Annotated in this window: 23 protein-coding genes, 1 tRNA gene and 1 pseudogene; 13 read left to right on the top strand and 12 right to left on the bottom strand. The window is 72.1% G+C overall.

What is annotated here, in order from left to right; genetic code table 11:
- Nucleotides 1-82: 82 nt before the first annotated feature.
- A complete protein-coding gene (locus ACIBF7_RS05735) occupies nt 83-781 on the top strand; it encodes a response regulator transcription factor (RefSeq protein WP_148036066.1) in 699 nt (232 codons plus the stop codon).
- Nucleotides 778-1,860: a sensor histidine kinase gene (locus ACIBF7_RS05740; protein ID WP_397196527.1), complete on the top strand. Its 1,083-nt coding sequence runs from the start codon at nt 778-780 to the stop codon at nt 1,858-1,860. The genes ACIBF7_RS05735 and ACIBF7_RS05740 overlap by 4 nt, the downstream gene beginning before the upstream one ends.
- 9 nt (nt 1,861-1,869) lie before the next feature.
- On the opposite strand, the gene ACIBF7_RS05745 is transcribed toward ACIBF7_RS05740, so the two are convergent.
- On the bottom strand, nt 1,870-2,271 hold the full coding sequence (locus tag ACIBF7_RS05745; protein WP_148036067.1) for a hypothetical protein: 402 nt from the start codon (nt 2,269-2,271) through the stop codon (nt 1,870-1,872).
- A gap of 233 nt (nt 2,272-2,504) precedes the next feature.
- Here ACIBF7_RS05745 and ACIBF7_RS05750 point away from each other — a divergent pair, with 233 nt between their 5' ends.
- The 3 genes and pseudogenes from ACIBF7_RS05750 to mptB all read left to right on the top strand — a co-directional run.
- Entirely contained in the window at nt 2,505-2,852 is a 348-nt protein-coding gene (locus ACIBF7_RS05750) for an STAS domain-containing protein (RefSeq protein WP_148036068.1), read from the top strand.
- The gene (locus ACIBF7_RS05755) at nt 2,849-3,574 is read left to right on the top strand and encodes a glycosyltransferase (RefSeq protein WP_148036069.1); all 726 of its coding nucleotides are present in this window, start codon (nt 2,849-2,851) and stop codon (nt 3,572-3,574) included. Before ACIBF7_RS05750 ends, ACIBF7_RS05755 begins: the two co-directional genes overlap by 4 nt.
- A 186-nt stretch (nt 3,575-3,760) precedes the next feature.
- Nucleotides 3,761-4,750, top strand: a pseudogene (gene mptB, locus ACIBF7_RS05760) (polyprenol phosphomannose-dependent alpha 1,6 mannosyltransferase MptB); the annotation flags it as partial.
- A gap of 286 nt (nt 4,751-5,036) precedes the next feature.
- Here mptB and ACIBF7_RS05765 read toward each other — a convergent pair.
- Entirely contained in the window at nt 5,037-7,469 is a 2,433-nt protein-coding gene (locus ACIBF7_RS05765) for a hypothetical protein (RefSeq protein WP_271276261.1), read from the bottom strand.
- Between the two features lie 61 nt (nt 7,470-7,530).
- On the opposite strand from ACIBF7_RS05765, the gene ACIBF7_RS05770 reads away from it, so the two are divergent.
- From ACIBF7_RS05770 to serS, 3 genes are read left to right on the top strand one after another with little or no spacing between them, the layout of a single operon-like run.
- Entirely contained in the window at nt 7,531-8,760 is a 1,230-nt protein-coding gene (locus ACIBF7_RS05770; RefSeq protein WP_397196528.1) for a glycosyltransferase 87 family protein, read from the top strand.
- 2 nt (nt 8,761-8,762) lie between these two features.
- On the top strand, nt 8,763-9,683 hold the full coding sequence (pheA, locus tag ACIBF7_RS05775; RefSeq protein ID WP_397196529.1) for a prephenate dehydratase: 921 nt from the start codon (nt 8,763-8,765) through the stop codon (nt 9,681-9,683).
- Nucleotides 9,684-9,727: 44 nt separating this feature from the next.
- Entirely contained in the window at nt 9,728-10,990 is a 1,263-nt protein-coding gene (gene serS / locus ACIBF7_RS05780) for a serine--tRNA ligase (RefSeq protein ID WP_148036070.1), read from the top strand.
- On the opposite strand, the gene ACIBF7_RS05785 is transcribed toward serS, so the two are convergent.
- Together ACIBF7_RS05785 and ACIBF7_RS05790 are read right to left on the bottom strand one after the other, a co-directional pair.
- Nucleotides 10,954-12,348: a hypothetical protein gene (locus ACIBF7_RS05785; protein WP_397196530.1), complete on the bottom strand. Its 1,395-nt coding sequence runs from the start codon at nt 12,346-12,348 to the stop codon at nt 10,954-10,956. The genes serS and ACIBF7_RS05785 overlap by 37 nt on opposite strands.
- Before the next feature lie 188 nt (nt 12,349-12,536).
- The gene (locus tag ACIBF7_RS05790; RefSeq protein ID WP_101787411.1) at nt 12,537-12,740 is read right to left on the bottom strand and encodes a cold-shock protein; all 204 of its coding nucleotides are present in this window, start codon (nt 12,738-12,740) and stop codon (nt 12,537-12,539) included.
- A 221-nt stretch (nt 12,741-12,961) separates the two neighbouring features.
- Between ACIBF7_RS05790 and ACIBF7_RS05795 the strand changes: the two genes are divergently transcribed.
- Nucleotides 12,962-13,768, top strand: coding sequence for an HAD family hydrolase (locus tag ACIBF7_RS05795; protein WP_271276264.1), 807 nt, complete (start codon nt 12,962-12,964; stop codon nt 13,766-13,768).
- Here ACIBF7_RS05795 and ACIBF7_RS05800 read toward each other — a convergent pair.
- Complete coding sequence (locus ACIBF7_RS05800; RefSeq protein ID WP_271276265.1) at nt 13,759-14,271, bottom strand: bacterial proteasome activator family protein; 513 nt, start codon at nt 14,269-14,271, stop codon at nt 13,759-13,761. The two genes, ACIBF7_RS05795 and ACIBF7_RS05800, sit on opposite strands and share 10 nt — an antisense overlap.
- A gap of 5 nt (nt 14,272-14,276) precedes the next feature.
- Nucleotides 14,277-15,233 (bottom strand): NAD(P)H-quinone oxidoreductase, encoded by a 957-nt coding sequence (locus ACIBF7_RS05805; protein ID WP_271276266.1) that lies wholly within the window; start codon nt 15,231-15,233, stop codon nt 14,277-14,279.
- A gap of 114 nt (nt 15,234-15,347) precedes the next feature.
- On the opposite strand from ACIBF7_RS05805, the gene ACIBF7_RS05810 reads away from it, so the two are divergent.
- Nucleotides 15,348-17,183 carry an AAA family ATPase gene (locus tag ACIBF7_RS05810; RefSeq protein WP_397196531.1) on the top strand — a complete coding sequence of 612 codons (1,836 nt, stop codon included), beginning with the start codon at nt 15,348-15,350 and terminating at the stop codon, nt 17,181-17,183.
- Between the two features lie 48 nt (nt 17,184-17,231).
- Here ACIBF7_RS05810 and ACIBF7_RS05815 read toward each other — a convergent pair.
- Nucleotides 17,232-17,318: transfer RNA gene (locus ACIBF7_RS05815), tRNA-Ser, on the bottom strand.
- Between ACIBF7_RS05815 and ACIBF7_RS05820 the strand changes: the two genes are divergently transcribed.
- Nucleotides 17,306-17,695 (top strand): STAS domain-containing protein, encoded by a 390-nt coding sequence (locus ACIBF7_RS05820; RefSeq protein WP_148036075.1) that lies wholly within the window; start codon nt 17,306-17,308, stop codon nt 17,693-17,695. The two genes, ACIBF7_RS05815 and ACIBF7_RS05820, sit on opposite strands and share 13 nt — an antisense overlap.
- Here the strand turns inward: ACIBF7_RS05820 and ACIBF7_RS05825 are convergent.
- Genes ACIBF7_RS05825 through ACIBF7_RS05845 form a run of 5 tightly spaced genes read right to left on the bottom strand, consistent with a single transcriptional unit; the run spans nt 17,678 to nt 21,700 of the window.
- Complete coding sequence (locus ACIBF7_RS05825) at nt 17,678-18,523, bottom strand: NUDIX domain-containing protein (RefSeq protein WP_397196532.1); 846 nt, start codon at nt 18,521-18,523, stop codon at nt 17,678-17,680. The two genes, ACIBF7_RS05820 and ACIBF7_RS05825, sit on opposite strands and share 18 nt — an antisense overlap.
- 12 nt (nt 18,524-18,535) lie before the next feature.
- The gene (locus tag ACIBF7_RS05830) at nt 18,536-19,252 is read right to left on the bottom strand and encodes a M15 family metallopeptidase (RefSeq protein ID WP_397196533.1); all 717 of its coding nucleotides are present in this window, start codon (nt 19,250-19,252) and stop codon (nt 18,536-18,538) included.
- A gap of 29 nt (nt 19,253-19,281) precedes the next feature.
- The gene (locus ACIBF7_RS05835) at nt 19,282-19,524 is read right to left on the bottom strand and encodes a hypothetical protein (RefSeq protein ID WP_397196534.1); all 243 of its coding nucleotides are present in this window, start codon (nt 19,522-19,524) and stop codon (nt 19,282-19,284) included.
- A complete protein-coding gene (locus tag ACIBF7_RS05840) occupies nt 19,521-19,925 on the bottom strand; it encodes a hypothetical protein (protein WP_397196535.1) in 405 nt (134 codons plus the stop codon). Before ACIBF7_RS05840 ends, ACIBF7_RS05835 begins: the two co-directional genes overlap by 4 nt.
- Nucleotides 19,922-21,700: an MDR family MFS transporter gene (locus ACIBF7_RS05845; protein ID WP_397196536.1), complete on the bottom strand. Its 1,779-nt coding sequence runs from the start codon at nt 21,698-21,700 to the stop codon at nt 19,922-19,924. The genes ACIBF7_RS05840 and ACIBF7_RS05845 overlap by 4 nt, the downstream gene beginning before the upstream one ends.
- Nucleotides 21,701-21,779: 79 nt before the next feature.
- On the opposite strand from ACIBF7_RS05845, the gene ACIBF7_RS05850 reads away from it, so the two are divergent.
- The gene (locus tag ACIBF7_RS05850; protein WP_148036081.1) at nt 21,780-22,349 is read left to right on the top strand and encodes a TetR/AcrR family transcriptional regulator; all 570 of its coding nucleotides are present in this window, start codon (nt 21,780-21,782) and stop codon (nt 22,347-22,349) included.
- Between the two features lie 82 nt (nt 22,350-22,431).
- Nucleotides 22,432-23,556 (top strand): S1 family peptidase, encoded by a 1,125-nt coding sequence (locus ACIBF7_RS05855; protein WP_148036082.1) that lies wholly within the window; start codon nt 22,432-22,434, stop codon nt 23,554-23,556.
- Nucleotides 23,557-23,619 lie beyond the last annotated feature (63 nt).

Here is a 23,619-nt window from a genome sequence, read left to right on the forward strand (position 1 = left end):
CGTCGTGCCGGTGCCGCGTGCGAGGCTTACGAAGCGATGACGTGATCGCCTCGCCCGTGCCGCAGCGCCGTACCGTGATGGCGTGAACACCCGCATCCTGGTGGTCGACGACGACCCGAACGTGTCCGAGGTGGTCGCACGCTATCTGGAGCGCGACGGGCACGAGGTCGAGTGCGTGGGCGACGGCGCGGAGGCGCTGCGCCGCGCGCTGGCCAGGCCGCCCGACCTGATGGTGCTCGACCTGATGCTGCCCCAGCTCGACGGGCTGCAGGTGTGCAGGAAGCTCAGGGAGCGCTGGCCGGTGCCGGTGATCATGCTGACCGCGCTCGGGGAGGAGATCGACCGGGTGGTCGGCCTGGAGACGGGCGCCGACGACTACGTGGTCAAGCCGTTCAGCCCGCGCGAGCTGGCCCTGCGCGTGCGGTCGGTGCTGCGCCGCGCCCGCGGCGCGGCCGTCACCGGCGGCACCGGCGTGCTCCGCGACGCCGACCTGACGGTGGACGTGGGCGCCCACGAGGTACGGCTGGGCGGGGCGGAGATCATGCTGACCGCCCGTGAGTTCGACCTGCTGGCCTACCTGATGCGCAACCCCAGGCAGGCGTTCAGCCGGGCGGCGCTGCTCGACCAGGTGTGGGGATGGTCGTTCGGCGACTCCTCCACGGTGACCGTGCACGTCAGACGGCTGCGGGAGAAGATCGAGCCCGATCCGACCGACCCGCGCAGGATCGTCACGGTCTGGGGGGTCGGCTACCGGTACGAACCGCTGGAGGGCCCCGCGTGAGCCTCGGCATGATCGTCGTGGTCACCGCGGGCCTGGGCCTGCTGGTGGCGGCGGCGGGCCTGGCCGTCATGTGGTGGCTGCGCACCCGCTCCATCGGTGTGATGATGGCGATCGTGGTGGTCGTCGCGGTGGCCGCCACCCTGGCCGGCGTGGTCGCGATCACCATGCGGATGATCATCGAGGGCCCCGCCAGGGACGTCGTGCTCAGCGTGATCGCCGTCGGCGGCCTCGTCGGGCTCGGTGTGGCGTTCGTGGTGGCCAGGCGGGTCGTGGCGGAGAGCAGGCGGCTGGTGGCCGCGGTCGGCGAGCCGCCGTTCACCGCGCCGCGAGGGCTGCCCGCCGAGCTCCAGGCCATCGCCGACGCGCTGCAGGAGGCGTACGCGCGCGAACGCGCACTCGAAGGCGCCCGGCGCGAGCTCGTCGCCTGGGTCAGCCACGACCTGCGCACCCCGCTGGCCGGGATGCGCGCCATGGCGGAGGCGCTGGAGGACGGCGTCGTGGCCGACCCCGAGACGGTCGGCCGCTACCACCGCCAGATCAAGCTGGAGGTGGACCGGCTGTCGGCGATGGTGGACGACCTGTTCGAGCTGTCGAGGATCCACGCCGGGGCGCTGCGGTTGTCGCGGGCCAGGATCGGGCTCGCCGACCTGGTCGCCGACACGCTGGCCGGGGCCGAGCCGCTGGCCAGGGCCAAGGGCGTGGTGCTCACCGCTGAGGCGGCGGCGTCGGTGCCGGTCGAGGCCGACGCGGGCGCGCTCGGGCGGGCCCTGCGCAACCTCGTGGTCAACGCCGTCAAGCACACGCCCTCGGACCTGCCGGTGGTGATGCGGGCCGGGGTGGAGTCGGGGATGGCCTGCCTGTCGGTCAGCGACTGCTGCGGCGGCATCCCGGAGGAGGAGCTGTCGCGGGTGTTCGAGGTGGCCTTCCGTGGGGAGGCGGCCCGGACCCCGACGGCGGACGGCGGGGCCGGGCTGGGGCTGGCGATCGCCCGGGGCATCGTGGAGGCGCACGACGGGGTGATCGGCGTGGTGAACGAGGGGCCGGGCTGCCGGTTCGAGATCCGCCTCCCTCTCGGATGACGGGGTGGATCAGGCGGTCTCCGGGAGGATGGACTCGCAGGTGGAGCCGAACGACTCCGACATTGCACGAAATGTCGGGCAGGGCCATCTCCACATGCAGCTCCGGCACCGCAGGATGGGGTGCGCGGCGTCGCTGGTGATGCCGCCCGCGTCACGCGGCTGATGCAGGTCGAGCAGCCGCAACCCGAGCTCGGAGAACATCAGCAGCTCGTCGCGGGCCCCGGAGAGGAAGTCGAGGTCCTCCCCGGCCAGCTTGGTGCGTACGGGGACGTAACCCTCGTGGTTGACCAGCCCGCGCAGGCGGGCCGCCTCGTCGTGCCACGAGGTCGCCTTCTCGCTGCGGATGAGAATGGCTTCCAGCTGTTCGCGGATTCTCCGACGCTGAGGATCTTCCGGTTGGTCTGTGTTCATAGGTCATCGGGCCCGTGAGCTCGCCCAGCCTCCTCCTGTGAAGTGGTGACCGGATCCGGAGCTCAGGCCCGCCCCCTCTCCGGCCGCCATGGTGGCGCACCGTCAAGTTTCGCCTACTCTCCGTCTTCGTGGAGCCCAAATGGCCACTCTCGTCGCCACCCGGAATCCATGCCGTCATTCACGTATCGGCGTGACAACGTGACCCGGAGCCCTCACGCCGCTAGCCTGCCTCTGTGGAGCTCAAGGTCTCGACTCGATCACATGCCGGCCACGCACTTGTCGTGATTGCCGGTGAAATCGACCTCTATACGGCACCCCACCTGCAGTCGGAGTTCACCCGGCTGCTCCAGGAGGGGCCCGGCCGCGTGGTCATAGACATGTCCGCCGTGGATTTCTGCGACTCCACGGGGATGAACGTGCTGCTGTCGGCACTCAAGCGCATGAAGGAGCAGGGCGGCACTCTCGAAGTGGCCTCGCCGCGCCCCGCCGTGCAGAAGATCCTGCAGGTCACCGGGCTCGACTCGGTGTTCACCGTGCATGACGAGGTGCCGCAGGAGTTCCTTCTCTCCGAGAAGTCATGACGGCGGGCGACACCGCGGTCGTCATCCCGGCCAAGAACGAAGCCGATCGCATCGGCCTCACCGTCGCCTCGGCCCTCGGCCTGCCCGGCGTCGACCTCGTCGTCGTGGTCGACGACGGCTCGACCGACCAGACGGGCCGGGTCGCCCGCGCGGCGGGCGCCAAGGTCGTCCGCCACAGCCGCAACCGCGGCAAGGCGGCCGCCATGGAGACGGGCGCCGAGGCCGTGCGCCTTCTCGACGGCGACGCCCGCCATCTGCTCTTCCTGGACGCCGACCTGGCCGGCAGCGCCCAGGCCGCGGCCGCGTTAGCGGGGCCCGTGCGCGCCGGCGAGGCCGACATGACCATCGCCGCCTTCACCAACCGGGTCAAGCTCGCCGGCCACGGCATCGTCGTCCGGCTGTCGAGAGACGGCATCCGCCGCGCCACCGGCTTCGAGGCGACCCAGCCGCTCAACGGCCAGCGCTGCCTCACCAGGGAGGCGTTCGAGGCGGCCCGCCCGCTGGCCCACGGCTTCGGCGTGGAGACCGCCCTGACCATCGACCTGATCCGCAAGGGGTTCCGCGTGGTCGAGGTCGAGGTCGACATGGCGCACCGGGCGACCGGTTCCGACTGGCGCTCCCAGCTCCACCGGGCCAGGCAGCTCCGCGACGTCGCCCTGGCCCTGGCCACCCGCGAACCCCTCGTGGCCGACAACCTCGCGAAGCTCCGCCCCAGACGCTGACCCTTCACGGGGTTGTCCACAGGCTGGGGACGGGCGGACGGAGCCCTGTGGCGGGTGTGCTGGAATTTGCGGGTGACTTCCGAGACGCGGGCCGGCTCCCCCCACCGGCTCATGTGGCCGGCTCTGGCCTGCATCGCCGCCTCGATCCTGCTGACGGCCCTCATCGGCGTGCTCGGCCCGTCCGCCATGGTCCCGGCCCTGTCGGGGCCCGGCTGGCAACCGCCCTACTCGCTGGCCGCCGGTCCTCACCCCTATCTGGTGATCTCCCTGGCCGTGGCCGCCCTGGTGCTCGGCGGGCTCGGTCTCCTCGGCGCCCTGGCCGTGCCGCCCGCGTCCTTCCCCGCACGCCTGCCGCGCACGCTCGTGCTGCTCGGCTGCCTGGCCGCCGTGCTGCTCGCGTTCCTGCCCCCGTCGGGCTCCGGCGACCATCTCAACTACGCCGGCTACGGCCGCCTCGCCTCGCTCGGCATCGACCCCTACACCCACGGCGCCGACGACCTTCCCGGTGATCCCGTCACCGACGCCGTCGAGGCGCCGTGGCGCGAGGAGCCCTCGGTCTACGGCCCGGTGGCCACGGCCACACACGCCGCCGCGAGCTGGCTGGCCGGCGACTCCGTCCGCCTGACGATCTTCCTGCTGGCCCTGGTCAACGTCGCGGCGTTCATCGTCACCGGCCTCCTGATCGACCGCTTCGCCCGTGGCGAGCCCGCCGCGCGGCTGCGGGGCGCGCTGCTGTGGACGGCCAACCCGCTGCTGCTCTACCAGCTCGTCGCCGGCATGCACGTGGACACCCTGGCGGTCGCCTGCATGGTCGCCGCCCTCCTGGCCCGGTCGCGGCCTGTCATCGGAGGCGCCCTGCTCGGGCTCGGGGTCGCCATCAAGCTCAACGCCGGCCTGGTCGCTCTCGGCCCCGCCTGGGAGCTGCGCAGAAACCCCCGCCGCCTGGCGCTGACGGCAGGGGTCGCCCTGGCGGTGGTGGCCGCCGGTTACGCCGCCGCCGGCCTCGACGCCCTGGCCCCGGTGGCCCGCACCAGCAAGTCCATCTCCAACGCCTCGTTCTGGAAGCTCGTCCAGGGCTGGCTCCAGTCGGTCGTCGGCATGGGCCACGCCTACCGCAGCGAGATCCAGGTGGGCTCCCTGCTCCTGCTCGCCCTCATCGCCTGGGCCCTCTTCCGCGCGATCCCCCGCTCCCTTCTCACGGCCTCCCCGGCTCCTGGGCGCGGGTGGTTCGCCGTCAAGGGCGAAGGCGGCCAGGCGGCCGTGGCCGTGGCGGCGGTGATGGTGGTCGCCTACCTGTTCGCCTCGCCGTACGTGCTGCCCTGGTACGACGGGCTCGCCTTCGGGGTGCTGGCGCTGGCCGCGGCGTCCGCCCTGGACCGGTTCATGGTGGCCCACCTGCTGGTGCTGTCGCTGGCCTACCTGCCCGCGCGGGTCGCCGGGCAGCCGCCCGAGCTCGGGTGGCTCACGACCGTCGTGCGGAGTCAGGTCGTTCCGTGGCTGCTGCTGGCGCTGACGGCGGCCCTGCTGTGGTGGGCGTGGCGAGCTGCAGAGCGCGTACGCACGACGCCAGCGTCAGGGGCACCGCCACCGTGAGCGCCATGGCGGGGATGGCGATGCCCGAGTCGTTCATCAGGAAGCCGATGAAGGCGCAGGTCAGCGCGCCGATCAGGCCGGCGCGGAGTGCGGGCGCGTGCGCGTACGCCTGCCCGAGCGCCGACGCCCCCCAGCGTGACGGCCGCGCCAGCACCAGAAACAAGAACGCCAGCGCGACCAGCGAGAGCAGGGTGAGCGACCAGTTCCCCACGGTCACCCCGACCATCGCGCCGAACTTCCGGCCCACGACGGTCCACGCCTGGCCGTCGATGACCTGCTGCACGAACGTGCCGAGGTGCGTGCGCTGCCCGGCCGGGCGCGCCCAGTCGGCGACCGAGATGGCGCCGATGAGCACGGCCCCCACCAGGCCGACGACCAGGAGCTTCACGAACGACACCCGACCGCCGGAGAGGAGGATGAGGAAGACCGACAGGCCCGCGACGAACGCCGGCACGCCGCCGAAGTCCGCCCCCCACGCGGGCGACCCGTCCGCGAACACCGCCAGTCCGCCGTACAGCACGCAGACCGTCATCACCGCCGCCCGGGGCGCGCCCTTGCCGCGCAGCCACTGGGCGATGCCCGCGAGGCCGAGGACGGTGCCGGTGGCGTAGATGGCGAAGGCGATGTTGCTGAAGCCGTAGAACCGTCCGCCGGTCACGGGCTCGTACCCGGAGACGGCGTTGACCTGGAGGTGGGAGCCGGTCATGACGTCCGCCAGCATCGCCACGGAGGTCACCAGCGCGACCACGGTGAGCGGGCCGAGCACGTGCGCGCGCCACGGACCGGCGAAGGCCACGCCGGTGATCAGCCCGGCCATGGCGACGATCGTGACGATGAGCGCGGCCATCGGCGCGGGCAGGCTCCACCACGGCACGAGCTGCGCCAGGAACGTGGCGACGGCGATGCCGCCGCTCATCACGGAGACGACCTGCACGGTGACCAGCAACCGCGACGCCCCGGCCACGTCGATCCCCCCGGCTCCACCGGCCTCAGAGGAGGTGGGGCCGGTGGAGGTTCCGGGAGACACAGCGGTGTCGCCGGCTCCGGCGGGACGCGCGTCCGGCGGGGCGGCCGATCTGCGGCGGCGCAGCGCCAGGGCCGCGAAGGCGTAGAAGAGGAGCTGGACCGCGACGAAGACGGCGAAGAAGGGGCCGCGGACCTCGCGCAGCACCTGGCTGGCCAGGTCGGCGTCCGCCAGCTCGGCGACCGTCTCCTGCGTGGCGGGGCCCGTCGCGCCGCCCGGCTGCCAGGGGCGGCCCACGACCTGCCGCGGGGGTTCGAGGCCGGTCAGGTGGATGGCGGTGGCCGTCAGGTCCTGGATCGCGACCAGCGCGTCCTGCCTGGTCGAGGTGGCGGTGAGGTGTCCGGCGGGGTAGCGCCCGCCGGTGGCCATGGCCACGTGGAGGTGGGCCCCGGGAGAGACGTCGGAGATCCCGGCGACCAGGACGGTGGTGTCCTTCGGGAGGACGGCCAGGAACTCGCCGACGCGCCGGTCGGCCGCCGCCGCCGCTTCCTGCCGGACGTCCTGCGGCATGCCGGTGGGGACTCCGTACTCGTCCCGAGGCTGGGCGGCCCAGGCGGTGGCGAGGTCCGGGACGTCCATGACGATCAGCGCGTACGAGGAGAGGTCGCCGAGCCGGGCCGGGGCGTCGGCGTACGTCTCGACGCGGCCGGTCTCGTCGGCGGCGGCCAGGGCTGCGCCGGGGCCGACGGCGGCGACCTTCCCGCCGCCGTCGATGACCGTCTGGGCGAGGGTGCCGAGCCGGGCGTCGTAGCCGGTGCCGGCCTGGTGAGCCACCAGCTCCGCCCAGCCGGGCACGGTGACGGGGTGTCCGGGGGCCCCGGGATCGCCGGTGGGCGCCGGGGCCGGGGTCCCGGTCGGCCGCGGGGTCGGGCCTTGCGAGGTGTCGGTGGGAGCAGGGCTTTCCGGAGTGGCGGTTCCGGGGTCCTCGGGGGAGCCCTGGTCGTCGGCGCGTTGCGGCGCCGGGGTCTCAGGGCAGCCTTCGCCAGGGGTGCCGGCGCGCTGGCCCGCCGAGACCGTCAGCCAGCCGGCGACGGCGCAGGTGATGCCCCGGCCGGGGGGCGGGACGGCGCGGGTGGACAGGGAGGCAGTGCCGCCCTGCCCAGCGAGCTTCCACAGGTTGGGCGTACGCGTCTGGTCGATGTCGCTCCACTCGAGCCCCGGCACGCCGACGACCGCCACCCGTCCCTGGACGGCGGCGGAGGCCGGGACGGCGACCCCCATGACCGTGAGCAGCCCGACGACCACCAGCCGCAACAGGGAGCGGAACCTGTGCGGCATCGTGCTGAACCCCCTGAGTCGGCGCGCCCTTCGGTCAACCGCCACGGTAGCCTGCCACAGCGTGACGGGTGTCGAGACGCCGATGCGGCGGCGATGGTGGGCGTGGGCCCTGGCGGCGGTGGTCGTCGCCGCCGGGGTGTGGCCGCTGGTCGAGCACTGGCTGACCAACCCCGGCGACCAGCGTCTCGTCGATCTCGACGTCTACCGTACCGGCGGTCAGATGGTGCTCGACGGACGTCCGGTCTACGGGTTCTTCACGCCGGCGCCGCAGCTGCTGCCGTTCACCTACCCGCCGGTCGCGGCGCTGTTCGCGAGCGGGCTGGCGGCGATGTCGTGGGTGACCGCCCAGTGGGTGTGGACGGCGGGGATCTTCGCGGCGCTGGGTGTGGCGGTGGGGTTCGCGTTCAGGGAGTCGCTGGGGCGGCACGCGCCGTGGGTGTTCGCGTTCCTGATGGTGGCGTGCACGTTCCTGATGCCGATCCGCGACCAGGTGCGGTTCGGGCAGGTGGACATCCTGCTGGTGGCGCTCTGCCTGGCCGACTGCGTGGCGCGGCGGCCGTGGTGGCCGCGCGGGTTCCTGATCGGGTTGGCCACGGCGGTCAAGCTGACGCCCGGGGTGTTCCTCATCTACCTGCTGGTGACGCGGCAGTGGCGGACGCTGTTCATGGCCTCGCTGGTGACGGCGCTGCTGACGCTGCTGCCGTTCGCGGTGATCCCGCAGGACGCGGTGGACTTCTGGTTCGGCGCGCTGCTGGACTCCGAGCGGCTGGGCGCCAACGCCGCCACCACCAACCAGTCGATGCGCGGCATGCTCATCCGCCTCTACCTGCCCGACCTGCTGACGACCGCGATCTGGCTGGCGGCGGTCGCGGCGGTCGGCTGGTACGGGTTCCGCGGCGCGCGCGACGCGTACCGGCGCGGCGACACGCTGACGGCGGTGGCGCTGGTGGGGCTGATGGCGGTGCTGCTGTCGCCGGTGGCCTGGATCCACCATCTGGCCTGGGTGGTCGTGGTGCTGGGGGCGATCGTGGGCGACGGGCGCGACCCGGTGCGGCTGCGGGTGGCCGCCGGGGTGTGGCTGTACTACGTGGTGCCGGTTCCCTGGTGGGGCGTGGCGATCAAGGCGGCGGAGATCCCGGTGGTCAGCCCGGTGCTCGGCAAGATCGTGCAGAACGGCTTCGGCCTCGGCGCGATCTTCCTCGTCTGGCTGCTGGCGCACTGGCTGCCGGGGCGACGTGCCGAGGAGTCCCGAATGCCCCACCTAGCACGTCAACCTGCGGATACCCTGTAATCATGTCCAGAACCGCGTACCTCGGCCCTGAGGGCACCTTCACCGAAGAGGCCCTGACGCTCCTGGAGCCCGAAGCCGAGCGGCTGCCCTGCGCGACGGTCACCGCCGCGCTCAACGCCGTGCGCGCCGGCGAGGCCGACGCCGCGGTGGTCCCGCTGGAGAACTCGCTCGAGGGCGGCATCACGACGACGCTGGACGAGTTCGCCTGGGGCGAGCCGCTGCTGATCACCGCCGAGCTGCTGCTCCCGGTGCGGTTCTCGCTGCTGGCCCGGCCCGACACCGAGATCGTGCACGTCAAGCGGGTCTACACCCACCCGGCCGCGATCACGCAATGCCGCGGGTTCCTCAATCGCGAGCTGGCCGACGCGGTCGTGGTGTCCGCCCCGTCGACGGCGGCGGCGGCGCAGGAGGTGTCGCTGCCCGGCTCGCCGTACGACGCCGCGATCGCCGCCCGCATCGCGGGCGAGCACTACGGCCTGGTCGAGCTGCGGGGCGACATCGGCGACCGGTCCGACACCGTGACGAGGTTCGTACGCGTGACCAGGCCGGGCCCGCTGCCCGAGCCGACCGGCAGCGACCGCACCACCCTGGTCGTGTTCCTGGCCGACGACCACCCGGGCGCGCTGCTGGAGATGCTGACCGAGTTCTCGGTGCGCGGCGTCAACCTGAGCCGCATCGAGTCGCGGCCCACCGGCCAGGGCATCGGCCGCTACTTCTTCCACTTCGACTTCGAGGGCCACGTGGCCGACGCGCGGGTGGGCGAGGCCGTCGCGGGCCTCCACCGCATCTGCGGCGAGGTGCGCTTCCTGGGCAGCTATCCGCGCGCCGACGGGGTGGCTCCGCAGATCAAGCGCGGCACGGGCGACCCCGAGTTCGCCGGGGCGAAGGAGTGGCTCGCCAGGATCCGCGCCGGTCAGGTCTGATAATCGGGGAGCGGGTGCTCACCGCGCGCCGGTAGCCTTTCCTTGTGATCGACCTGCGTACCCTTCGTGAGGACCCCGACCGGCTGCGGGCGTCGCAGCGTGCCCGCGGCGAGGACGACTCGGTCGTCGACTCGCTGCTCGACCTGGACGAGCGCCGCCGCTCCGCGCTGACCTCGTTCGAGTCCTCGCGCGCCGAGCAGAAGAGCCTCGGCAAGCAGGTCTCCAGGGCGCAGGGCGAGGAGAAGGCCGCGCTGCTCCAGCGGGCCAAGGACCTCGCCGCCCAGGTGCGGTCCGCCGAGGCGGAGGCGGAGAAGCTCGCCGCCGAGCTCGACGGGCTGCTCCAGACGGTGCCCAACATCGTCGAGGCCGACGCGCCCGCCGGCGGCGAGGACGACTACGTCGTGCTCGAGTCCCACGGCGAGCCGCGCACGTTCGACTTCGAGCCGAAGGACCACCTGGAGCTGGGCGAGCGGCTCGACGCGATCGACATGGAGCGCGGCGCCAAGGTGTCCGGCTCGCGGTTCTTCTTCCTCAAGGGCCAGGGCGCCCGGCTGCAGCTCGGCCTGCTCAACATGGCCATGCAGCAGGCCATCGAGACAGGCTTCGTGCCCATGATCACCCCGGTCCTGGTCAAGCCGGAGACCATGCAGGGCACCGGCTTCCACGTGGCGCACGACAAGGAGATCTACCGCCTGCCCGAGGACGACCTCTACCTGGTCGGCACCTCCGAGGTGTCGCTGGCCGGCTACCACGCGCAGGAGATCCTGCCCGCCGACCAGCTCCCGCTGCGCTACGCGGGCTGGTCGTCGTGCTTCCGCCGCGAGGCGGGCTCCTACGGCAAGGACACCCGGGGCATCATCAGGGTCCACCAGTTCGACAAGGTGGAGATGTTCTCCTTCGTCCGGCCAGAGGACGCGGCGGCCGAGCACCAGCGGCTGCTGGAGTACGAACGGCGGATGATGGCCAAGATCGAGGTGCCCTACCGCGTGATCGACACGGCGGCGGGCGACCTCGGCATGTCGGCGGCCCGCAAGTTCGACTGCGAGGCGTGGATCCCGACCCAGGGCCGCTACCGCGAGCTGACCTCGACCTCCAACTGCACCGAGTTCCAGGCCCGTCGGCTGGGCGTGCGCTTCCGCGACAAGGACGGCAGGCCGCAGTACGCCGCCACGCTCAACGGCACGCTGGCCACCACCCGGTGGATCGTCGCCATCCTGGAGAACCACCAGCAGGCCGACGGCTCCGTGGTGGTCCCCCAGGCGCTCCGCCCCTACGTGGGGCTCGACGTGCTGGAGCCGGTCAAGTAGCCGCGGGGGCGCAGCGCCAGCGCCCCGAGGAGACACACGAGCGGCGCGGCGACCACGGCGACGGCCAGCGCCGCGCCGTGGTCGATCCAGCCCGTGCTCCACGCCTTGAACGGTCCCGCCACGCAGAGCCCGACCGCCACGCCGAGCGCCAGCGCGTCCACCGCGCCCCGCGACCCGACGCCGCCGTCCGAAACCAGCGAGCAGGCCACGACGACCACGCAGATCAGGAGGGCCGCGCCCAGCGCCGCGAGGAGCGGGGGCAGCGGGCTCCAGTCCGTCATGACGTTCTGGTGCGGTCCGAACACTCGCTCGTACGGCAACGGCGCGATCAGCAGCGCCCCGAGGCCGCCCAGCACGACGACGAGCCAGGGGCGTGTGCGGCGTGCCCGCACCGACTGAACGGCCAGGCCGAGCAGGGTCGCCCAGGCGGCGGCCAGCCCGGCGACCAGCATCTCCGCGTCGTCGTCGGCGGGCCGGTCGAGCGGGATCGCGGCCGACTCCAGCAGACGGCCGTCGGCGCTGAAGCCGAACCGCCGCCACGTCCCGTCGACGCCGCGCACGGCGACGCCGTCCCGTCCGTTGGCGACGACCACGACGTGCCCGCCCGGCCGGTCCTGGACCACGAGCGTCCTGGAGACGATGGGGTCCTCGTCGGGCCGCCCGCCGACCAGCTCGCGTTCGAGCATGGTGACCCGGCCTGGAGGGATCTCCCACTCGGGCTCCCAGGTGCGGCCGCCGTCGCCGGAGCGCAGCACCTTCACGTGATGCCGGACGAGCCGGTAGCAGTGCTCGCGCAGGCAGGCGGCGCGCTGACCGGGCAGGTACTCGCGCTCCGGTCCCGCGTAGGCGTCGGAGGCGACGTACGTCTCCCAGGTCGCGCCGCCGTCGTGCGACGCGTACCGGGAGTCGAGCACGAGGACGCCGTCCCTGAGGTCGACGACCTCGGCGGCGGGCATGCCGGGGTGGCCCGCGGTGGCGGTCACGGCGAGGACGGCCAGGGGGACGGCGGTGAGCACCCGCCACCGCGCGGCCACCGCCCGCCGACTGCGCTGCCGCACCCACCAGGCCAGGAGGAGCGCAGGAAGGGCCAGCAGGTCCCCAGGATCGGCCAGGACGCGCGAGGAGCCCGCCAGGGTGGTCCAGATCTGGGAGGCGGCCTCAGCGCCCGTCTCCGTCGTTTTCACGACCGTGAAGAGGGCGCCGGTCAGGATGGTCGCCGCGAGATCGGCGCGGCGCAGCAGGAGGAGCGCCACCAGGGGCGGTGCGACGACGAGTCCGGCGAGGTCACTCAGCTTGCCCGTGACGAACCCGGGCCAGGCGTGCTTGAGGATGTGATCGTTGAGTAACAGGACGATCACGGAGGTCACTGTTACGGGGTGACATAACCAGGCGTACCTCATATATCGCTAGATGTGCGGAAAGGTGCGGGGGTTCGCCTGGCCTGTGAATCGAGTCACACCCGTGACAACGGCCGGTCAAGGCCATAACAAACGCGAAAGGCCGGGGTCCGCTGGAAGCGAACCCCGGCCTGTCTCGCTGCTACAGGTCAGATGGAGCGGACCTGGGAGGCCTGCGGCCCCTTCTGGCCCTGCGTGATCTCGAACTCGACCCGCTGGCCGTCTTCAAGGCTGCGGTAGCCGTTGCCGACGATCTCGGAGAAGTGCACGAACACGTCCGGCGCGCCGCCGTCCGGGGCGATGAAGCCGAAGCCCTTCTCGGCGTTGAACCACTTGACGGTTCCCTGAGCCATAAAAGCTCTCCCTCAGGATGTGAATCTATGGGACCCACACCTCGTGGATCCCGGTGTGTCGTACAGCAAGCACCCGGGGTGGCTCAGACAATGTCATGCTGGTTTTCACTACGGGATAGCTAATACAACGCCTCCACATCTAACACCATTCTGGCGCGTTGGTGTTCCCGTCGAACGAAGATTTCTGGCTGGGCGCATCAGCGGGCAAACTGGAACGTGTTATGCACAACCTACGCGCACCCCGCCTGGTGGCCACCGACCTGGACGGCACCGCCCTCCGTACGGACGGAACCGTGTCTCCCCGCACCGCCGCCGCCTTCGCCAGAGTCGAGGACGCAGGGGCCATGCTGGTGTTCGTCACCGGCCGCCCGCCTCGGTGGATGCACCCCGTGGCGGGGGCGGTGAGGCACCGCGGCCTCGCCGTCTGCGCCAACGGGGCGCTGATCTACGACATGCACACCGAGCGGGTGGTGAAGTCTCACCTCATCGACCCGGAGGTGCTCGAAGAAGTCGTCTCTCAGCTTCGAGCGAACGTCCCCGATCTCTCGTTCTCGGTCGAGTACGAGGGAGGCCACGCGCACGAGTCGGACTTCCGCTTCGGCACCTGGGACGGCGCCACCACGGGCAGGGCGCGCCTGCGCGGCGAGTCGCTCACCTCGCGGGCCTGCGTCAAGCTGCTGGCCCTGCACCCCGAGCTGGGCCCTGACGAGCTGCACGCGACCGTGCACGAGCTGGTCGGGCACCTGGTGACCGCCACCCACTCCAGCGGCCGCGGGCTCATCGAGATGAGCGCGATCGGCGTCACCAAGGCCACGGCCCTGGCCACGCTCGCCGAGCGGCACGACATCGAGCAGTCGCAGGTCGTGGCGTTCGGCGACATGCCGAACGACCTGCCCATGCTGACGTGGGCAGGCACCTCCTACGCGGTCGCCAACGCGCACCCCGGCGTGCTGGCCGCGGTCGATCACGTGACCGCGGCCAACGACGAGGACGGCGTCGCGCTGGTGCTCGAGGAGCTCTACAGGTAGGGCCCCGAGCCGCCCGGCGGGCGCGGGTGCTCCTCGGGCCGTCCGCCGGGCAGCGCCCTGCGCATCTGCTCCAGCTGGGCGCGGGCCGCCATCTGCTGGGCGAACAGCGTCGTCTGGATGCCGTGGAACAGCCCTTCGAGCCAGCCCACCAGCTGGGCGTGCGCCACCCGCAGCTCGGCGTCGCTGGGCGCGGTGCCGGTGTCCTCGGTGAAGGGCAGCGACAGCCGCTCCAGCTCCTCCACCAGCTCGGGCGCCAGGCCGTCCTCCAGCTCCTTGATCGAAGACTGGTGGATGTCCTTCAGCCGCTTGCGGCTGGCCTCGTCGAGCGGAGCGGCCCGCACCTCTTCGAGGAGTTGCCGGATCATGCTGCCGATGCGCATGACCTTGGCCGGCTGCTCGACCAGGTTGGCCACCGAGCGCTCGTCTTCGCCGTTATCGTCATGACCCTGGAAGTCGGGGCCCACCACCACGATGTGAGGCGAGTTGTTGTCCTCAGCATTCATAAGTCTCACCGTACTAGGAGGATCTTCCCAACGTGGTCGCCGGAATCCACCATACGGTGAGCCTCGGCCGCGTCGGACATCGGCAGCTCGGCGAACACCACCGGCCGCACCGCCCCGGCGTCGATCAGCGGCCACACGTTCTCCACGACGCTCCGGACGATCGCGCCCTTCTCCTCGACCGGGCGGGCGCGCAGCGTGGTGCCGTGCACCGAGGCCCGCTTGGCCAGCAGCACGCCCAGGTCGAGCTCGGCCTTGCGGCCGCCCTGCATGCCGATGACCACCAGCCGCCCGCCGGTCTTGAGCGCCCGCACGTTGCCGGCCAGGTATTTGGCGCCCATGATGTCGAGGATCACATCGGCCTTGACCTGCTCGGCGAAGTCCTCCTCGCGGTAGTTCACGTACGCGTCGGCGCCCAGCTCCTTGACCCGCTCGCCCTTGCCGGACGAGCCGACCGTGACCACGACGTTCGCCCCGAACGCCTTGGCGAGCTGCACCGCGAACGTGCCGATGCCGCTCGCGCCGCCGTGCACCAGCAGGGTCTCGCCCTTGCGCAGCCGGCCCAGCATGAACACGTTGGACCAGACCGTGCAGGCCACCTCGGGCAGCCCGGCGGCCTCCTCCAGCCGGACGCCCCGCGGCACCGGCATCACCTGCTGCCACGGCACGGCCACCCGCTCGGCGTAGCCGCCGCCGGCCAGCAGCGCGCACACCTCGTCGCCCGCCTTGAAGTGCTCGACGTCCGCGCCGACCGCCGCGACCACGCCGGACACCTCCAGCCCCGGATAGGGCGAGGCGCCCTGCGGGGGTTGGTAGTTGCCCTGGCGCTGGAGGACGTCCGCCCGGTTGACCGCCGAGGCGGCCACGTCGATGAGCACGTCACCGCGCCCGGGCTCCGGGTCGGGGACCTCCCGCCACTCCAGCACCTCTGGCCCGCCGCTGCGGGTGATCTCGATGGCTCGCATGCGCACCACGGTAACGGGGCAGAGAAGTTGAGGGTTGCCGGCCTTCCCCGGAGCGCTTGGCGTTAATCTGCAAGATATTTACCACCCCTTTAGACCCGCCCGAGGGGGAACACGGTGGCAAGACACGATCGAGAAGAATCTCTCGAGGAACAGCTCGCCTGGCTCGACGCCATCAAGGAGTCCGAGGAGGCGCCGGTCAAGGTGAGCGCCAAGACCGGCCCGGGCGTCCCGGCCGACGAGACCGCCGTCGTCTCGCCCTACCCCCAGGACCCGTGGGCGTCGGTGCCGCAGCACGACACGCCGACCCCGCCGCTCTTCCGCGCGGCGGTCGACTCGGTGTACGGGTCGGAGGCGGTGCCCGCCACCGAGAGCGAGGCGGGGGAGTGGCTGGACAAGGCGAGCACGCGCGACAAGACCGACACAAAGGCCGACACGGGGGACGATCCGCCCGCTGATGACAGCGCCGACACCAAACCGGCGATCGACGACGCGTTCCTCGCCCCGCTCAAGCCGCTGCCCCGGCCGGACGACACCGACAGCTACGCGCTGGCGTCCTTCCCCGAGCCGGAGAAGGTGGAGGAGAAGACCGAGGAGAACCTCTCCTGGCCCGTTCCACCGGCCTGGGCCAGTGAGACGCCCGCCCCGCCCGAGCCCGCCGCCGAGCTGGCGCGCGAGGAGGCGACCCAGCACACCCCGGACGAAACGCTCCCGTCCCTCCCGTCGCTGCCGCCCCCGTCGCTCCCCGAGCCCACGCAGCACGCCTTCCCCGAGCCTCCGCAACGCACCTTCGACCAGCCGAGCCCGCCGTTCGCCGAGCCGTCCCAGCGCGCCTTCGACGAGCCCCGCGCCGGCCGGGAGGCCCGCACGTTCGACGAGCACCTCAGGTTCCAGGAGCCGCGCCCGGCGGAGGAGGCGCCCCCGAGAGCCGAGGAGCCCCCGAGGCAGCCCGAGCCGCGCCACCGCCCGGCCCCGGTGCCCGTCTTCAACGCCCCGCCGAGGCCCCCGGCGACCGGCAGGCCCACCGCCGAGAGCCTGGACCCCGACACGCTGCTGCGCGGCCGCCGCAACGCCCCCTCCAAGGGCTGGCGCCGGATCGTCTACAAGGCGTCCGGCGGCTGGATCAAGCCCGGCGAGCCGCCGGAGGTCAGGCGCCGCCGCGCGCTGATGGCCAGGGCGCGCACGCCCGTCGCCACCGGCCACCACCGCGTCGCCGTGCTCAGCCTGAAGGGCGGTGTCGGCAAGACCACGACCACGGTCGGCCTGGGCGCCACGCTGGCCCAGATCCGCGGCGACCGCGTGATCGCGGTCGACGCCAACCCCGACCGTGGAACGCTCTCCGACAAGCTGAAGCTGGAGACCTCGGCCACCGTCCGCGACCTGCTCAACGAGGCCGACCAGGTCAAGAGGTACGTCGACATCAGGGCCTTCACCTCTCAGGCGCCGTCGCGGCTGGAGGTGCTGGCCTCCGACCGCGACCCGTCGGTGTCGGAGGCGTTCAGCGGCGCCGACTACCAGGCCGTCTCGCAGGTGCTGGAGAACTTCTACTCCATCTGCATCACCGACTGCGGCACCGGCCTGCTGCACTCCGCGATGGGCGGGGTGCTCGGCCTCGCCGACCAGATCGTGCTGGTCAGCTCCGCGTCGGTCGACGGCGCGCGGGCGGCCTCGGCCACGCTCGACTGGCTGGAGGCCCACCACTACGAGAATCTCGTACGCGACGCGACCGTGGTGCTGTGCAGCGTCAGGCCGAGGTCGAAGTCGGCCGTCGACATCAACAAGCTGGAGGGCCACTTCGCCGCCCGGTGCCGGGCCGTCGTGCGCGTGCCGTACGACCCGCATCTGGAGGAGGGCGCGGAGATCGACCTGGACCGGCTGCAGGAGGCGACCAGGGACGCCTACCTGCAGCTCGCCGCCAGCATCGGAGACGGTTTCGCCGGAGCCGGCCGGTAGACGGCACGAAACCCGCTCACCGGCCGGTGAGCGGGTTTCGTCGGGAAGCGGAGGGTGTGGGATTCGAACCCACGAGGCCATCGCTGACCTGGCCGCTTTCAAGGCGGCTGCACTCGTCCACTATGCGAACCCTCCAGTGCGACACCACGATAGCGGCTGCGGTGACGCCGGTGTACGTTCAGGTGGTGGCGGATCTCAAGATCGAGGTGGCACGGGCGGAGCGTTCGGCCACCGTGCGCCTGCGGGGTGACCTGGACAAGCTGACGGCTCCCGATTTCAAGAAGCGGCTCGACGCCCTCGCCGCCGAAGGACCTCTCGACGTGGTGATCGACGCCTCCGGGCTGGAGTTCTGCGACTCCAGCGGCCTGTGGGCGCTGGTCGAGCACCAGCGCGCCGTCGGCGGGCGCGGCGGCACGCTCCGGCTCACCGGCGTGCACGGGGTCCTGCAGCGGGTGCTGGAGGTGACCGGGCTCAAGGCCGTCTTCGACGACGTGTTACCCGCGCAGCTGTGACAGCAGCCACTTGGGTCCCGCCGTCTCTGCCCCCAGCTCGGCGACCCGCTCCCTCAGCTCCCGGTCGGCGGTGACGACGAGCACCCGCTCCCACGGCTTGGCCCGGCGCACCACGTCCACGATCGCGTCGTCGCCGCTGCCGGCCGCCGCGACCACCTGCATCCCGGGAATGTCGGGCACCTCCCTGGCCGCGCCCTCGACCACCGCCACCATCCGCGGATACCACTGCGCCAGCACCGAATGCGACAGCCGCAGCCCCGACACCTCCTCCAGCAGCCGGGTGGCGGCCCCCAGCCGGTCGTTCCACCAGCCGCGCTCGGCCCGCGCGCCGACGATGTTGGCCACGTCGAGCACCAGGGTCTCCGGGCTGATCGCACCGCTGACCGTGCCCCACGTCTCGGCGAAGCCGGGGTGCAGCTCCCTGGCGGCCACCTCGCCCAGCGGCAGCCAGCGCAGCTCGTCGCTCTCGCCGTTCGCGCAGACCGCCGCCAGCCGCTCGGCCGACTCCGCGATCACCGTCTCGAACGCCCATCCGCCGTGGTCGTCGCGGTAGACCCCCTGCACCCGCAGCAGGTCGCTGGCCACCGCCGCCTCCTCGCGGGCCTCGCGCAGCGCGGAGGCCACCGCGTCCTCGTGGCTGTCGCGCGCCCCGCCGGGCAGCCCCCACGTGCCGCCGTGGTGGCTCCACGCCGAACGCTTCTGCATCAGCACGTGAGGCACCCCGAGCTCGTCGTGGTGCACGGCGAGCAGCCCCGAGGCGCCGTGCAGCCCCCAGTGGCGGTGTCCTCGCCCGCACTCGGTCCAGCCGTCGCCGTCCTTGTCAGCCATGTCTCGATTCTCTCAGCCGCCGCCCTTGCTGAAATGCTGGTAGTCCTTGGTGCCCGACCAGTTGCCGCCCCACTGCCATCCCACCTGCGCGAACGCCCGCACCACCTTGTCGCCGGGGTTGATCACGCCCTTGCCCTTCATCGGCCGCTTGGTGTACTTCCGGGCGTTGGAGTGGGCCGTCCTGCCGTCGGCGGTCACGTACGGGTTCTCGCGCGGGTTGATGTCGAGCGCCTCGCCGTAGGCGTGCTTGGACCAGCTGCTCGACCCCGTGGCCTGGCGGCAGTTGAAGGCCGAGGTGTTGTCGGCGTCGATGGAGTCGTAGTCGTCGCCCTTGTAGACGTCGATCAGCTCCATCCGCCTGATCGGCCAGCGCCAGTCGTACAGCTTCTCGAAGACCTGCACGATGTCGTCGGTGACGGTCTTGCGCACGACCAGCTCACCGGTGTGCGGCTTGTCGTCGAAGCCCCAGTAGGTCATCCTGATCAGGCGCAGGTCGCGGTAGTGGACCGGGCAGCCTTCACGCCACGAATACCGCAACTGGTCGCGGGTCACCTGGCTCACCTCGGCGTCGAACGAGGGCGGCTCGGTGGCGGTGGGCGTCGGCTCCGAGGTCGCCGGCTCCGTCTCGGAGGTCGTCGGCGGCACCGGTCCGGTGGACGCGACCGGGCTCTGCCCGCCGCACGCCACGGAGGCGAGCACCACGAGCGCCAGGGTGGCAGCACGCTTCATCCCGCCACGATACGACACGTTCCAGCAGGTCAGCCGCTACGACGCAGCTTGCCGCGCCGGGTCGTCAGCTCGTGCAACAGGTCGGCCGCGTACCAGACGAGGCTGAGGAACGACCCGCCGGCGAGCGCGCCGCCGATCCACAGGTCGTTCACGGTAGCGGCGGTGAGCGCGGCGCCCCTGGGCTGGTAGCCGACCACGAACGGGGCGGCGACGAGCCAGAGCCCGGCCAGGAAGAGCAGCGCGAGCGCGGTCACGCCCAGCTTGGCCCTCATCGCTGGTCCTCCGACGCGACCAGGGTCGTGGATCCGTTCTGCCGCCGCTCGCGGTCTGTCGCGTCGAGGTCCTCGCGCAGGGCCTCGACCAGGGGCGCCAGCAGGGCGGCCAGTTCGGCGGACGAGGTCTGGGGAGCGGCGGGCTCCGGTTCCCGCTGGCGCTCGCGTACCGTCACCAGGCCCCGCGCGGCGAGCTCGGCGTGGATGGCGGCGGCGAAGGCGGCGGCGCCCGCGAGGCCGACGGCGGCGACGCCGAGGCCGGTGAAGAACTCCGACGTGGTGGCGGAGTTCCAGGCCGCGCCCTCGGGCTGGGTGCCGAGCGCGAACGGCGCGACCATCAGCCAGAACCCGGCCATGGCCGCCAGCGCGGCCAGCACGGCGCCGACGAACTTGCGGATCACTGCGGGATCCCTCCTGTCACGAGATCTTTCGCGGGCGCCGGCGGCGCCGCCTGCGCGATGAGCGCGCGCGAGGTGGGGCGCAGCACGTCACGCGCCACGGCCCTGGCGCGTTCCTTCTCGGTACGGTCGTCCGGCGGCGCCATCTTGGCCACGGCCGTGAGCAGCGCCGACGGCCGGCCGTTCACGCGCTCGACGCGCTGGGCGACGAGTTCGAGCAGCAGGCCGGCCAGCACCAGGTCGTCCCTGCTGGGTGGCGGGGCGGCGGGCGGGGGAGTGGCGCCGCCGCGCAGCGGCAGCTCCTTCAGGAAGACCACGGCGAGGAAGCCGAGCAGGGCGATCGGGACGCCCACGAGGAAGACGGTCTCCAGGCCGCGGGTGAACGCCTCCAGCACGAGGTGCTTGACCGGCTCGGGCAGCGCCTGGATCTCGTCGGGGCTGCCGAGCGACGGCCTGGCGCTCCCCGCGGGCATCTCGGCGTAGAGCCGGTTGGTCAGGATCGCGCCGAACCCCGCCACGCCGATGGCGCCGCCGAGCGAGCGGAAGAACGAGACGCCGGAGGTCGTGGAGGCCATGTCGCGGACCTCGGCGCCGTTCTGCGCGGCCAGGATCAGCATCTGCATGGTCAGGCCGAGCCCGGTGCCGAGCACCGCCATGTCGAGGCCGATGACCCACGGGCTGGAGTCGACGTGCAGCCGCGACAGCAGGAACAGCCCGATGGTCACGAGCAGCATGCCGACGACCGGGAAGATCTTCCACCTGCCGGTCCGCGTGACGGTCTTGCCGGAGATGACGCCGGACAGGAACAGTGTGATCACCATGGGCAGCGTCATCAGGCCGGAGTCCGTCGGGCTCATGCCCTGGACGACCTGCAGGTACTGCGGCAGGTAGATCATCGCGCCGAACATCGCCACGCCGACGAAGAGCGATCCGAGGCTGGTCAGGATGAACGTGCGGTTGCGGAACAGCCGGGGCGGCAGGATCGGGTTGCCCGCGGTGCGCTCGGCGAGCACGGCGAGGGCCAGCGAGACGAGGCTGACGGCGGCCAGGGCGTAGGTCCACGGCGAGTTCCACGCGAACTCGGTGCCGCCCAGGGTGAGCAGCAGCATCAGCGAGGTCGCGCCGGCCGTGATGGTGGTGGCGCCCCAGATGTCGATGCGGGTGTCGCGCTTGACGTGCGGCAGCTTGAGCACCTTTTGCACGACGACCGCGGCGACCACGGCGAGCGGCACGCCCACGTAGAAGCACCAGCGCCAGCCGAGCATCTCGGCGTCGACCAGGAACCCGCCGAGCAGCGGCCCGGCGACGGTGGAGACGCCGAAGACGGCGCCCATGTAGCCGGAGTAGCGGCCGCGCTCGCGGGGGGAGACGATGTCGCCCAGGATGACCTGGGCCAGCGCGCCCAGGCCGCCCGCGCCCACGCCCTGCAGGGCGCGCCCGGCGATGAGCTGGCCCATGTTCTGCGAGAGCCCCGCGGCGAGCGACGCGCCGACGAACACCGCCAGCGCCACCTGGAAGAGCCGCTTGCGGCCGAACACGTCGGACAGCTTGCCCCACAGCGGTGTGGACACCGTCATCGTCAGGATGGTCGCCGAGGCCACCCACGAGTACTGGTCCTGGCCGCCGAGCTCCCCCACGATCGTCGGCAGCGCCGTGCCCACCACGGACGTCGACAGCATCGAGGTGAGCATGGCGAGCATGAGCCCGGCCATGACCTCGAGGACCTCGCGGTGGGTGTACTGCTTCTGGGGGCTTGCGGCCGCCGCTTGGCCCGCCAAGTCACCACATCCCCTCGTATTCCGCATGGAAGTATACGCCTGTTTACTAGTGTTTCGGCAAGCCGATATATTCCCGGGCATGAGAGCTGAGGCCCGCCCCCGGGACCGTGCGGCCACCCGTCTGCGGCTGCTCGACGCCGCCAGGGCGCTGTTCGCCGAGTATGGGTACGAGCGCGTGACCGTACGCATGATCGCCTCGGCGGCGGACGCCAACATCGCTCTGGTGGGGCGTTACTTCGGGTCGAAGGCGGGCCTGTTCGGCGAGGTCCTGCGGGACGAGCCGACGATCCGGGTCGTCCTCGAAGGCGACCGGGCGGGGCTGCCGCGCCGGCTCGCGGAGTTCGCCGCCCGCCGCATGCACGCCGACCCGAAGAGCCGCATCCTGCGCGCCCTGGCCCACTCCGCCGACGACCCGGAGATCCAGGAGCTCGTACGGGAGCGCCTGCGGACGGCCATCATCACCCCGCTCGCGGAGTTCCTGGGCGACGACCCCGACGCGATGGCCAGGGCGCGCACCGCGGCGGCGCTCCTCACCGGCATCACCAGGGTCCGCCGCGCGCTCGGCCCGGAGCCGCCCACTCCGGCGGACGTGGACCGGCTGACCGCAATGTTCACCGTGTGTCTAGATATTTCAGGACATGAACCATAAGACCGAAATACGGCCTTTTTGAGGACGTGTCGTTGCCAGCGCCAGCCGATAACTTGACAGCACCCCCCACCAAGGAGTGCGCATGTTGGGTAAACGCAGTGCGCTGGCAGGAGCCACCATCGTGGCCTGCCTGGCATTCCCCCTCGCCGTCCCCGCCATGGCCGACCCGGCCCCCATGGCGGACCCGGCAACCCCGCCGTCGGTGATCGACGCGCTCGAACGCGACCTCGGGCTCACCGAGCGGCAGGTCGTCACCCGGCTGGCCAACGAGCAGCGCGCCGCCGCCACCGAGGCCACCCTCACCGCCTCGTTAGGCGACTCCTACGGCGGCTCCTGGCTGAACGCCGACGCCTCCAAGCTCATGGTCGCCACCACCGACGCCGCCGAGGCCCCGGCCATCGAGGCCAAGGGCGCCCAGCCGGTCGTCGTCGGCCGCACCCTGGCCCAGCTGACCTCCGTGAAGGACCAGCTCGACCTGGCCGCCCAGAAGGGCAAGACCGGCGCCTCCCTCTGGTACGTCGACGTGACCACCAACAGCGTCGTCATCCTGGCCGCCACCCAGGAAGCCGGCGAGGCGCTCGCCGCCGCGGCCGGCGTCGACAAGGGCGTGGTCAAGGTCGCCGTCTCCACCGAGAGCCCGCAGCCGTTCATGGACATCATCGGCGGCTCCGCGTTCTACATCGGCTCCAGCCGGTGCAGCGTCGGCTTCTCCGTCACCCGCGGCAGCACCCCCGGCTTCGTCACCGCCGGCCACTGCGGCCGCGCCGGCTCGCGCACCACGAACCCGACCGGCACCTTCCAGGGCTCGTCCTTCCCCGGCAACGACTACGCCTGGGTCGCCGCTCCCGGCCACAACGCCACCCCGTACGTGCGCGGCTCCGGCGGCGCGCTCGTGACCGTCCGCGGCTCCACGCAGGCGTCGGTCGGCGCGTCCATCTGCCGCTCCGGCTCCACCACCGGCTGGCGCTGCGGCACCATCCAGCAGCACAACGCCAGCGTCCGCTACGCGCAGGGCACCGTCTCCGGCCTGACCCGCACCAGCGCGTGCGCCCAGCCGGGCGACTCCGGCGGCTCGTTCATCTCCGGCAGCCAGGCCCAGGGCGTCACCTCCGGCGGCTCCGGCAACTGCAGCATCGGCGGGACCACGTACCACCAGCCCGTCAACGAGATCCTGTCGGCGTACGGCCTCACCTTGAGAACCGGCTGATCTCCCACCCGAACCCAGCGTGCCCGGCCCACGTCGCCGGGCACGCTGTTTTGTACGAGTGGC

It is taken from the genome of Nonomuraea sp. NPDC050478 (assembly GCF_044458265.1).
Classification (GTDB): Bacteria; Actinomycetota; Actinomycetes; order Streptosporangiales; family Streptosporangiaceae; genus Nonomuraea; species Nonomuraea ferruginea.